This is a genomic window from Bacteroides caecigallinarum, assembly GCF_016902295.1.
Classification (GTDB): domain Bacteria; phylum Bacteroidota; class Bacteroidia; order Bacteroidales; family Bacteroidaceae; genus Phocaeicola; species Phocaeicola caecigallinarum_A.
In genome coordinates this window covers 107,428-119,646 of record NZ_JACJLQ010000004.1, presented here as the reverse complement: position 1 = coordinate 119,646, position 12,219 = coordinate 107,428, and the positions used below count along the sequence as shown (strand labels likewise).

Below are 12,219 nucleotides of genomic sequence, written 5' to 3'. Positions count from 1 at the left end.
ATTAGCGTTACTTTCCGCAAATATAATGCAAACACAAATATTCACAAAAATATAAATCACTTTTTGACATACGGCATGGGGGATTGCTGAATTCACTTAGCTCTTTTTCTATAAGGGTGTTTTTAATGCGAGGGGGAATTGGGATTATTGCCGGATTGTTTTGTATTTCAACAGCTTTGTATTAAATTTGCATAAAGCGATGAGAGTAGGTAATATCAATTAAAAATGGTTACGCATGAAATATCCTATCGGAATACAGAGTTTTGACCAGATTATAGAAGAAGGTTATGTATATGTAGACAAGACAGACATAATACACCGGCTGGTGAATGAAGGGAAAATTTATTTCTTCAGCCGCCCGCGACGCTTCGGAAAAAGTTTGCTGGTGTCCACCCTTAAGAATTATTTCCTCGGACGAAAAGAACTTTTCAAGGGACTGGCCATAAACAGCCTGGAATCGGAATGGACTGTTTATCCTGTATTTCATTTAGATTTCAACGGGTCTAATTTCATTGAAAAAGGTGTATTGGAGAAACGTCTGCACACTTATGTCAAAGATTGGGAATCAGAGTATGGTCTCGTTTCGGATACAGAGCTTTTGGACTTAGGAGGACGTTTTCTGAAAGTCCTCAGTACCGCACATAAGCTGACTGGGCAACGGGCTGTAGTTCTGATTGACGAATATGACAAACCGTTGCTGGATGTACTTGATGTGGACAAAAATCTGGAAGAATGCAACCGAAACATATTAAAGGCTTTCTATTCAGTATTCAAGGCAGCCGATGAACATTTAAGGTTCGTACTTCTTACAGGGGTGACAAAATTCTCGCAGGTTAGTGTGTTCAGCGGCTTCAACCAGCCCAAGGACATAAGCCTGGATGCACGATATGAGGCATTGTGTGGCATAACACAGAAAGAGATAGACTCATGCTTCACAGATGCCATATCGGAAATGGCTGAAGAATATAATTGTTCTTTCGAGGAAATGCGCGCACAACTGAAACGACAGTATGACGGGTATCATTTCAGTAAGAGAATGACTGATATATATAATCCGTTCAGCCTGCTGAATGCCCTTGACAGTAAATCGCTGGAGGATTACTGGTTCCGCTCGGGCACTCCCACATACCTTATCAGGCTGCTCAACCATTTCAATGAGAATGTAAACGAGCTTACCGGCAAGTATTATAGTCCGGCAGAGTTTATAGACTACAAGGCCGATGTGGAACGTCCTCTGCCTATGATTTTCCAAAGTGGTTATCTCACCATAAAGGATTATGACATGGATTTCAATACATTCCTTCTGGATTTCCCGAACAACGAGGTGAAGAACGGATTTCTTACGATGGTAGCGTCATCATATCTTAAACCGGAGGAAGAAACAGAGGGATGGATACGTAGTGCCGTAGTGGCTATGAGGAAAGGTGATGTCAAAACATTACAGACAATGTTCACATCTTTTCTGGCAAGCATCCCGTACACGATTCGCCGTAAGGAAGACGAAAGGGAACGTGAACGTTATTTCCAGTATACATTCTATCTCATCATGCGACTCATAAGTGTATACACGGTACATATAGAGAAGGTCCAAAGCCAGGGACGCGTGGACTGCATAGTGGAGACACCGCAATATATTTATATTTTCGAATTTAAACTTGACGGTAGTGCTGACGAGGCTTTGCTACAGATAGAGGAAAAAGGATATGCCAGAGAGTATAAATCAGATTCGCGAGTTATATATAAAATAGGCGCGAGCTTCTCGTCGGAGACAGGTACTATAGAAGATTGGAAGGTTATAGCTAATAATTAAGAAACAGTGCCGGCTATGTGGAATTAATTATCGCAAAGCCGGTATTTTTTGTATCCTTATAAATTTGTCTTTATTTACTATAAGTAAAAAATCATACGCAACGAATATCTGGAAATAGTTTATTTCAATATTCAGGAAGTCAACCATAGAGTTGTTTACGGCTTAAAATCATTTTATTTTATAGATACTAGAATTGTCGGCACGGCATTTCCGAATATTCCAAGATATAAAAACGGTAAACCTTTTGCAGGATAAGACAACAGACGCATATCTGAAATTTGTTTTCCTGACAGGTGTGACTAAATTCGGACAGGCCAGTGTGTTCAGCGACCTGAACCATCTGAAGGACATAAGCCAGGATGCAAGATACGGAAAGATGTAATGGAGTTCAGAAGTTACTGGTTCGCCACGGGAACTCCTACATTCCTGATTGAGCTTCTGAAAAAGAGCGACTACGACCTCCGACGTCTGGAAAGCATAGAGATAGACGAAAGCCAGTTCACAAGCTACCGTGCGGGAAATACCGACCCTATACCGGTGATATACCAAAGCGGTTATCTCACAATCAAAGGTTACGACGAGCGCTTCAGAATATATAAATTAGGCTTCCCTAATGACGAAGTGAAATACGGATTTCTGAATTCACTCATTCCGTATTACACATCATTGTCGGGTTAAGACATTTCCCTAATACTCATCCATTACAACGCTTCCGTCCATACCGCTTACGTTGATACTGAATCTGCGTGTCGTACCATGTTCGTCGGTATATGATATGCCGTAGTTGGGAATCGTGCCATATAAGGTCATAATCACCACTATGGGACATCCGGGCACTAATTCAGGCTGCTCATAGAGAGTTTCTTCGTGAAACGAGATTTTTCCGTTGTCATCAATCTGGCAGTCACTGAGATTGAGAACTTTGAAATTTCTTACCTCTGTGGTGGTTGAGATCATGACTTTCGTGTATGAATCGGCCGTTCTTGCATTGAATACGTGGTATTCCTTATATACCATGAGAAGAGTCTCTTCAGCTTCGCGGACATATACCGGGTGAAAATCGTTTACTGACGTTTCTGAGTAACACAGCATCTGTGAAGAAACGACATTAACACTGCCGTTTTCAGCTCTTGCATACTGTATGCCTGCGGTAAAAAAGATTACCGCAGACAATAAAACAAATAACATTGATATGAAATGATTAAAAAAAGTAAGAAAAGTTTTCATTTCAGTTATTACTTACACTTTTACACATTTGACACTTCGACCTTCTTGTTATCTTTTCCTTTTTTCACGAGGAACACTATGAGGGCAACGATAGCCGCCAACAGCACTCCGGCAATGACAGGACGATAAAACAGCCAGGCTATGGCTATTATGAGAAGCGACCATACCAATCCCAATACTTTGCATATAAGACCGATGCCAAGTCCGACAATATCGGCAAGAAACGGCAGTACTTTCAACAAAGTTATCAGAATGCCGAAAATACCCTTGAATCCGATAACTACCAAAAACAGACCTATGAAGCGTAGTATCCAAGTCATGAGGCTATTACTCTTGTGCTGGTTTTCGAACATATTTTCCATACTTACGGCTCCCGACGTGAGGACAGACAATGTCTTACCATTTTTTGCGACATACGACTGCAGTTTGTCTCCATTTACCACAGCTATGACTGATGCCTCTCCGGGCATTACTTTTGTAAAGGTGACAGACATATCTCCGATTTGCGGATTGTTGGGATTCTTTCCGAAATATAGCACGTTACCATTGACATGGACATAATCGAACTCCTGTTTGGCAATCTGTTCTGTCTCCGCAGCTGCGACAGCCTGGACCTTTGCAGAGTCTCCTTCGGCAGCAGCAGGTGTTTCAGCAGCAACAGCGGCTGTATTGTTTGCGGCAGGTGCCATGCTTTCGAAAACTTTCCTGACATCCCTGTTCCACTCGCTTAGTTGCTCCTGACTGAAGCTCAGCGCCATCGGGACTGTACCGGAGATGGAACGAATGAGATCCTTAGGCAGCTTGTATGCTCCGAATGTTACATTTTCTGCCATAGAACTTTGGTCTTCTATATTCATCACAACAAAGTTCCTGTTCTGATAATCCGGATCGCTGAACTCTTGAGAATTGACAGGACTTCCATTCCATTCCTTCTCATAGTAGTAGGTTGTCACTTCTTCCTTGCTTCCTCCGATTTTATCCTTTGTCTCAGTCTTTGAATGCTCTACCCATTGATAGTATTGTACTTTACGGTCCAGTTTTATCGCTACGCTTCCTATACCGAAAGTCGCGTCGCTGAGAGAATCCTTTGTTTGGGTGAAAGCTGTGGCATGAATAAGTTTTCCATTTAATGACGGATCCGCATTTGATACGTCATCCACATGTACTGCAACTCCTTGTGCTTCCTCCAGCATTTGGGTTGTCTTCACGGCACGTCCTTCGTTCCACCACAATAAAACCGTACCGCCCAGCAACATCAGGAATCCGGTTCCGATACCTCTTATGGAATTAGACAACCGGGTTCCATATCCTGTTGTTTTTGTTTCCTGATAAGCCATAATATTACAGTATTTATATTCTTTTTTTTTAGCTTGTTATTCGTACTTCACTGTCATTCAGGGAGCTGTGCTCCATATCCGGGTTCCGCGCCGAACAGCTGTACTGCCTTGTCGAAATTGTAGCGGTTGCCGAACATCGACACCCTGGTGGTCATTGTGCCCTGTTTGTTCAATCCGAAAGCCTCCCTGAAAAGGTTTGCCGCGGAATTAGGGTCATAACTTTCGGTTGTTATTATTTCGAGAGATGCATATCCTTTCAAATATGCCTGGTCAATAACATCTTTGAACTTGCTTGTACCTGGAAGTTCCCTGTTGTTTTCGTATTTGGTCAGCATTTCAACTTCATCGAAGCGTTTTCCCGGCACGTAAAGCCATTTGCCGCCGCTGTTTCCAGCCATAACGAGGTCGCCTCTGTTCATGAAGAACAGGTTGTCGTAGGCCGAACAGATTTTGCGCTTGTCGGCAGGGAGGTTAGAATCGTCCCAACCGCCGTCCAATGCACCATAGTTGTTGCAACCGAAGATATTGTGGTGAACATTATGGTCGGCACCGTTTTTGAACCGGTATCCGTAACCCATACTTTCCATTTCTTTTGTCGTTGGCCATGAGAACAATACTGTATTATGGTGGAAGTCGACAGTTGATTGGTGTGCCCCTGTGTTCTGGTTCAGACCTCCGTTAATCTCGCAGGAAGCATAGAGGTTGGCAACAAATACATTGTTGTATATCTCCCAGTCGCCGCCCATGTTTGTCATGATGATGGCGTTGAATGATGCGTTAAGGAACATGCAGTTGCGGATTACGAGTTTTCCTGCCACTTTTCCGCCTATAAGACGTATGGTCTTGTTGGGCTTTTCAGTAACCGGACAAATACGTCCCGTTTCACATCCTTCGGGGCAACCGAAACGGGCGTCTGACGGATCGGCAGGATTGTATTCGTGTACGAGCCCAAGGTCGAAGAAGATGCCGTCGATGATTATCTGTGAATTTTTATCAGACGTAGACTCAATCATCAGCAATCCCATGCCGATAGTACCTTTCTGTTCCTTGGAAGGCTGTATGCGTGTGATGTACTTGACAGGGTTGCGTTCGCTGAAGTCGTCTTTCCACCCGCCTTCGAGACTGACATACTTGCCTTTCATTTCAATCCATCCGCGGTCGAGATTGCCAAGGTAATTGCCCTGGGCAATGCGGATTACATCTCCGTTAGCAGCCTTGTCAATGGCTTTCTGTATATCCTTCATCGGAGCATCTTTTGTTCCCTCCGCTCTTGCACTTCCTCTTTCCTTGCTCACATATAAGGCATTGCCTTTAGCGGCAATAGTTCTACCTGACACATTGTCCGCAGAAATATTTGTCTTGTTTGTATTCTCTGTCACTGCCTTTTTAGCCCTTTGCATAAGCTTGCCTACTTGTGCTTCGGCCACCAAACCTGTGGCAAGGAATAACGCTGCCAACAGTACGCTTATTCTAAATCTCTTTGTTTTCATTTTGACTTATTTTTAATGAATTATTATCTTTCAATACTAGTTTCCTGTACATAGATACCTTCGATGCCGATGTTGGAATCAAAACAACCATCCGGTTTTCCTGATACGGGGATAATGAAGAGGAATCCATTGTAAAAAATGACTTCAAATTCATAATCGCATTCGCCATCCGATAATTGAAATTTGAATGAAGCTCCGAGGATTTCGGTTTTTCCACTGGTGGAAAACTTATGTTTTCCATTTTTACAATCGATAGTAAATTCCACCACGTCGAGATACTCGCCCAAACGTGAGATACTGATACTTCTGTAATTTTCAGAACTGCCTGCCTTGTTGATGCTACTATACACTCCATCGATATACCGATAGCGAGAGAAGAAGCTGATGATTCGTGATTTGAAGAAAGGACTGCAGTAGGCATCAGCTTCACGATGCATGAGGAAACGTGAGTCTCCTTTATAAGCATTGAGTATGAATCCTGTCTTTGTGGTTTCGTCAAGACACTCCAATGTATTGCCCACAATATGTCCGGTAAATGTTTTTCTTATGACACAACGGTTTTCACTATCATATATATTGAAAAGGATTTCGTCATCTGTACGGACAATTCCCAATACATTGAGGAACTCAGTGTACAACTCGTCCTTAATCATCAGTTCGCCTATCACCGCCATGCCAAGGCGCGTACATGCCAGACGCACTTCCTGATTGCTGATTTTTCCCTCCCACTGATAGTAAAACAGGGGTACAGGCGGCATTTTATCCTTATTTTCTTCCTCGGGGTCCAAATCAGTATGACACCAGACGCAATCATTATCAACAACCATATCGACAGTGCCTAAAGCACCTGCATGAGTGATTGAACATTTGTTCATCACTATGGGACTGTCAAGACCAAACAAATCGCCTTTATTATTTCTGATGCGGCATTTCGAAAATTGGACATTCGATGGATATTGGCTGGTATTTATAAGGCTGAATTGCCGATTGTCGTGGAAATCGCAGTCAATAAATTTGAAATTGGAACCTCCATACAAGGAAAGAATAGAATAGCTGCAATCGCGGATGATTGTACGTGTACATTCCAGCGTCTCCGTAGTACTGGCAGTAATGCCTTCCGTGCCGCATCCGTATAGGTCGCAGTCGTCAATCTTTATATTTTTACAATTATTGAAATTAAGCACTCCTCCGGTACAATATCCTTCTTCGGTATGCCCTATTTCAAGATGCCGCAATGTTATCCCATTACAGTTGGTAAAGGTGAGAACATTGGAATAATGCGGCTCGATTACAATTTTAGGTCTTTCTTCTCCGGCTCCTACTATTTCCAGATTGTTCAAGTGAATAATGTTCATCTCCATGCCAGAAAATTCAGATCCGATGGCCATCACACCTGTGAATGCTTCCGTCTCAGAAATCATTCCTAAGTCCGCAACTCCGGCTATCTTCCTCTGAACCGAGAATTCAAGAACCTTCGAGAGATTGATATAGCTGCCTTCTGCCACTGTGATGACGCGGTTACTTCCCAATGCACGAATCAGCTCCATCTCGTTTCTGACCGTTATTTTTGTCAGGTCGGTGGTCTTTGCATGGCTCTGAGAAAACAGAGCCATGAAAAAGATACTTACAAGAACAATCCGAGAAAAGATTCTTTTTCCCATATCTTCAAAAATTTATAAAACAAACTATTTATCAAGCAGGATTACCAAAACGATTCGCGACTTTCTCGCCTTCTTTTATCAATAATACAAGGAACCAGATAGAACCTATAAGAGGTATAAGATTGATAAATATCCAACCTCCCCCTTTACCTATATCGTGTAGTCGTCGTACACTGACTGCCAATGTCGGCACAAGCAATCCCAATATAACAATTATCTGCAGCACTAAAATGATATAATAAAGGAATGAGATACTTGCTACAAGATTCATCAAGATAGAGAATACAGCCCCGATGATGAAATAAACCAAATAAAACATCCAAAATTCACCTCTACCGGCACGTCCTTTGAACTGCGCATACTTACCAAGGATAATCTCCATGAAATTTGAAATAATTGCTCCCATAATCTTTAAATTTTAAGTTAATAAATCATATTACCTTTATAATTGACGTCTGAAGCAAATTTATCAGTATTTATTACCGCAGGTTAGGAGAATCAGATCAAAAAACAGTATTATAAAAACTTTTTTCGTTTAGAGAATCAGGATTATTCGAATGAATTATTCAATTATATTCTTGATTTATAACACTTTATTTCTCCTGTTTTCTCTCTAGAAACAGGTATCATATTTCTTTATTACATCCTATAGTTTGGGAGTTTTCCTATATTGACTGGGAGTAACATTGAACACTTGTTTGAAAACACGTGTAAAATAACTTGTATCTTCGAAGCCACAAACCATGGCAATGTCTCCGACAGGTTGTTCTGTAGAAGAAAGTAGCCTGGCTGCCTTCTCCATACGGATACGGAGGATGTAGGTGGTGGCAGTACAGTCTGTTATAGCACGGATTTTCCTGTTAAGTTGCGATCTGCTCATGCACATTCTGTCGGCAATGAAATCCGCATTCAAGTCTTTATTTGCCAAATGGCCATGTATAATTGATGTCATTCGATTCAGGAAGTCACGATCCCTAGGTGACAATTCAACGTTTTGGACAGAACCTTCCTGCAAGGCTCTGGAGAATTTGTCACGCAACTGACGGCGCTGCTCCAACAGTTTTTCGACACGAACAAGTAACTCCTCTGCATTGAAAGGTTTTATCAAATAGGCATCCGCACCTTCTTCCAATCCACGAATACGATCCACATCACTGCTTTTTGCCGTAATGATAATGATAGGGATATGGTTCAATATTTCCGACTGCCGTATTTCATGACAAAGAGTATAGCCATCCATGCCGGGCATCATCAGGTCTGTAAGTATGAGGTCGGGCATGCAATTTTTCGCTTTATCAATACCTTCTTTGCCGTCAGAGGCATAATTAAGATGGTATTTATCCTTTAATAGGGTACTGATGTAAAATGAAATATCCGGATTGTCCTCCACAATCAATATGGAAGGACACAGATTATCTTCAGTGTCATTATCTTCAACCTGAATATTTTCGAGATCATTCTTTTCAGGAAGCTGTTCTGTAATGTCGGTAGCATCTATCCATGGAAGTCTCTCTATCGTATCTTGATTAATTGGTATATAAACTGAAAAGACTACCCCTTCGCCTTTCTTGTTGCACACTTTGATACTGCCGTTCATGCTTTCAACCATCTGGCGTGTGTACGGAAGACCTATACCTGTTCCTATCTGTTTCTCGTTGTTTGATCCCTGATAGAACGTATCAAACAACCGTGGCAATTCCTCCTCGGGAATTTCTTTACCGGTATTGAAAACCTGCAACATCAACAACGAATTCTCTTTTTTCATTTCTACCCTGACAATTCCATTGGCTGGAGTATATTTCAGTGCATTTGAAAGCAGATTGCGCATTATTTTCTTGAAATATTCTGGAATAAAATCCATCTCAATGCTATTCGACTCAGGAATAAACAGCAGGTTTATATATTGCGAACAGGCATATTCGCGATAACTGTCAAGTGTCATTCGTATGAACGCGACAATATTTCCCCTATACCATTGTTTACGGTCGGCCTTTGCCATAAGTTTTGTCATGTCCAACAACTGATTTATTAAATCAAGCAAGTTACTACCCTGCCGTTGAATGGAACTGAGGTAACGTTCCGCCTCGTCTTTAGACACTTCATTCTTCTGCATTTGTTCTACCAATCCTAGAATTACGGTGAGTGGTGTACGAAACTCGTGTGTGATATTTGTGAAGAATCCTGTACGTATCTGTTCCATCTGTCGCAAAGTACGGTTTGTTTTCGACCTCATCCGCAAAGCATACCAAAGGAATGCTATAGCCGAACAAGTCATCAAAAGAATCAGAATGCTAACTACGAGGATAATTCGCTTGTTGCGTTGTTCCTCAATGAAATTCTGTTTTACCAGATCTATTTCCTGAGCGTTTTTTTCTATTTCGTATTTTATTCTCAGGTTTTGGAGATGATTGATGCTTTCCTCATTTTTCACGCTATCGGCGTATGCCTTGCTCTGTATATAACTGTCCAAAGCTCTTTTGCAGTCGTTTTGTCCTAAAAAATATATATAGTCCAGATTATGGATGGCACTAAGATGTTCGTACGAATTGATGGCCTGTGCCGTTTCCCTTGCCTGCGACAAATAAGTTTGAGCCCGAACCGGATTATTGAGTTTGAGAAGTACACGTGACATTGAAATGCACGACTCCAGCCAATGCCAATAGTCGCTTTTTCCTTTCATTATGTCATAAGCCTTGTTGTAGTTGGTTAGAGCCTCATCAAGTTCCCCTTTTTTTTCGTGAAGGCGTCCGAAATGATTATAGCAAAGGGATATTCCTAAATCGGATTTTGCCTGCTGATTATATGACAAGGATTGCTTGAAATATACATAAGCTGAGTCGTATTCTCCCCGGCTTTCAAAAATAGAACCTAAGTTGGCTGTGTTGATGGCCTGACCCAACGCGCTGTTCAGTTCCCTTTCTCCGGCCAGGGAATTGCGGAATACTCTTTCTGCCGCATTATTATTTCCCAAAGAGAGATAAATATTCCCGATACCGTTGATGGCTATCAGACGGTTTTTCCTGATAGCATACGTTCTTCCCTTCATTCTCTCTATCAGACCCAATGCTCTGAAATGATACTCTGAAGCTTCGGTCAGTATACCGATACGCCGGTAGTTGGTTCCAAGATTATTCAGTGCTTTTACGACTTCAAGTGTGTCGTTCATCATAGTGGCTATCTCCAGACCTCTTTTATGATACTGGATGGCATCGTCGAAAAAGGAGTTTTCACGACATATTTTTCCTAATTGTCCGTAGGTGGCAATCTGTCCGTACATATTGTCTGACGCTTTAAAAGAATCAAGCAAAATCAACAAAGAATCCGTGTTACGATTTTTTTGCAAAATAGAGTCAATTCCTTTCCTGTCCTCTTCCAAATATAATGGCGCGTTACTCTTCTGGCAAGCAAATAATATTGAAAGCCCTACAATAAGGATATATAAATATGTTTTCATAAACCGTTCACGTATTTCTTATACAACTTACATTCTGACTTACCCTGTAAAGAGCTTCACCGATATGTTAATAATGGCATCGACTATATTTCTGCTAGCAAAGTTAATATTTTATTGCATGAACAACCAGAACTTAAAGTAAAAATGGATATTAACATTTAAATATTTGTAAAACTCATAATATAAGATTTGAATCGTGGATAAATCCTGGAATTCACCTTCAGTAGATACTTCTACATCAGGATATAACATGGTTAAAATTGTTCAAGTATGCGTATTCTTTTTTCAATAGGAGGATGGGTAGCAAATATTCCACCAAGGTTTCCGATAAAACCTTCCGCCTTGTTTCCTGGATGCTGAATAAACAACTGGGCAACATCTTCACGTGTCACCGCCTCAATGTTAGGATCCTTGGCAATCTTGCTCAAGGCAGAAGCAAGAGCAAGCGGATTCTTTGTCATTTCAGCTGCTCCGGCATCAGCCAGATATTCCCTTTTTCGCGAAATGGCGAATCTCATCAGTGTTGCCAATAATAAACCTATCAGGGCTACTATAATAGCCAAAAACAGTACCAGTATGACTGCTCCATCGCTATTGTCATTCTTTTTTTTAGAACTGCCACCAGACAAAGATGATATTGTCGAGAATGCCAATTGAGCCACCATTGAAAACACACCTACAAACACAATTGAAACAATGAGCAGATGTACATCGTGGTTGCGTATATGCGACAGTTCGTGCGCTATGACCGCTTCCAACTCTTCGTCTTTTAGTCGGTCTATTATCCCTTTCGACAAAGTAACTGTATATGTCCGTTCGTTGATTCCACTTGCAAAGGCATTGAGCGACTCATCATTTATAATATTAATTTTCGGTATTTTCATGCCCTGACTCATACAAAGATTCTCTACCAGATTGTAGACACGTTTGTTTTTTTTTCTTTCGAGTGTAGTTGCTCCTGTAGATACTTTTATTATATACGTATTCAAAAAATAGGCTATGGTGAACCATACGAAAACCACTCCAAGAACATAAGGAACCGAATTCAAGTAAACGGAGTTGACAGAAAGCCAGAAGTGTCCCTCTGTTTCAGCTTCTTCAATAAAACCCAGCCATGCGAGAAGGAGAAAAAAAATGTACACCATACCTAAGACAAGGCATGGGAACATAAAAAGCAGGAGCATAGAACGGAAATCGTTTCTTCTTTTCTGTGCCTGTATACCGATATATTCCATTAATA

8 protein-coding genes and 1 pseudogene are annotated in these 12,219 nt (G+C 41.3%); 2 read left to right on the top strand and 7 right to left on the bottom strand.

Annotation, left to right across the window (positions count from 1 at the left end; translation table 11 throughout):
• Window positions 1–235: 235 nt before the first annotated feature.
• Both H6A27_RS02435 and H6A27_RS02430 read left to right on the top strand, forming a co-directional pair.
• On the top strand, window positions 236–1,810 hold the full coding sequence (locus H6A27_RS02435) for an ATP-binding protein (RefSeq protein ID WP_204507545.1): 1,575 nt from the start codon (window positions 236–238) through the stop codon (window positions 1,808–1,810).
• Between the two features lie 253 nt (window positions 1,811–2,063).
• Window positions 2,064–2,482, top strand: a pseudogene (locus tag H6A27_RS02430) (AAA family ATPase); the annotation flags it as partial.
• Between the two features lie 15 nt (window positions 2,483–2,497).
• Here H6A27_RS02430 and H6A27_RS02425 read toward each other — a convergent pair.
• From H6A27_RS02425 to H6A27_RS02395, 7 genes are all read right to left on the bottom strand, one after another.
• Window positions 2,498–2,998 (bottom strand): hypothetical protein, encoded by a 501-nt coding sequence (locus tag H6A27_RS02425; RefSeq protein WP_204507544.1) that lies wholly within the window; start codon window positions 2,996–2,998, stop codon window positions 2,498–2,500.
• A gap of 59 nt (window positions 2,999–3,057) precedes the next feature.
• Window positions 3,058–4,374 carry a TMEM43 family protein gene (locus H6A27_RS02420; protein ID WP_204507543.1) on the bottom strand — a complete coding sequence of 439 codons (1,317 nt, stop codon included), beginning with the start codon at window positions 4,372–4,374 and terminating at the stop codon, window positions 3,058–3,060.
• Window positions 4,375–4,427: 53 nt separating this feature from the next.
• Window positions 4,428–5,864, bottom strand: coding sequence for a hypothetical protein (locus H6A27_RS02415; protein ID WP_204507542.1), 1,437 nt, complete (start codon window positions 5,862–5,864; stop codon window positions 4,428–4,430).
• A gap of 23 nt (window positions 5,865–5,887) precedes the next feature.
• Window positions 5,888–7,525, bottom strand: a complete 1,638-nt coding sequence (locus H6A27_RS02410; protein ID WP_204507541.1) for a right-handed parallel beta-helix repeat-containing protein — start codon at window positions 7,523–7,525, stop codon at window positions 5,888–5,890.
• 31 nt (window positions 7,526–7,556) lie between these two features.
• Window positions 7,557–7,931, bottom strand: coding sequence for a DUF805 domain-containing protein (locus H6A27_RS02405; RefSeq protein WP_204507540.1), 375 nt, complete (start codon window positions 7,929–7,931; stop codon window positions 7,557–7,559).
• Window positions 7,932–8,171: 240 nt separating this feature from the next.
• Entirely contained in the window at window positions 8,172–10,979 is a 2,808-nt protein-coding gene (locus tag H6A27_RS02400) for a response regulator (protein WP_204507539.1), read from the bottom strand.
• Between the two features lie 254 nt (window positions 10,980–11,233).
• Entirely contained in the window at window positions 11,234–12,214 is a 981-nt protein-coding gene (locus H6A27_RS02395; protein ID WP_204507538.1) for a M48 family metallopeptidase, read from the bottom strand.
• Between the last annotated feature and the right edge of the window lie 5 nt (window positions 12,215–12,219).

Bases quoted from the DNA above. Each gene is read 5' to 3' on its own strand.
- H6A27_RS02415 (WP_204507542.1), bottom strand. From the start codon at position 5,864: ATGAAAACAAAGAGATTTAGAATAAGCGTACTGTTGGCAGCGTTATTC.
- H6A27_RS02405 (WP_204507540.1), bottom strand. From the start codon at position 7,931: ATGGGAGCAATTATTTCAAATTTCATGGAGATTATCCTTGGTAAGTAT.
- H6A27_RS02435 (WP_204507545.1), top strand. From the start codon at position 236: ATGAAATATCCTATCGGAATACAGAGTTTTGACCAGATTATAGAAGAA.
- H6A27_RS02410 (WP_204507541.1), bottom strand. From the start codon at position 7,525: ATGGGAAAAAGAATCTTTTCTCGGATTGTTCTTGTAAGTATCTTTTTC.
- H6A27_RS02425 (WP_204507544.1), bottom strand. From the start codon at position 2,998: ATGTTATTTGTTTTATTGTCTGCGGTAATCTTTTTTACCGCAGGCATA.
- H6A27_RS02400 (WP_204507539.1), bottom strand. From the start codon at position 10,979: ATGAAAACATATTTATATATCCTTATTGTAGGGCTTTCAATATTATTT.
- H6A27_RS02420 (WP_204507543.1), bottom strand. From the start codon at position 4,374: ATGGCTTATCAGGAAACAAAAACAACAGGATATGGAACCCGGTTGTCT.
- H6A27_RS02395 (WP_204507538.1), bottom strand. From the start codon at position 12,214: ATGGAATATATCGGTATACAGGCACAGAAAAGAAGAAACGATTTCCGT.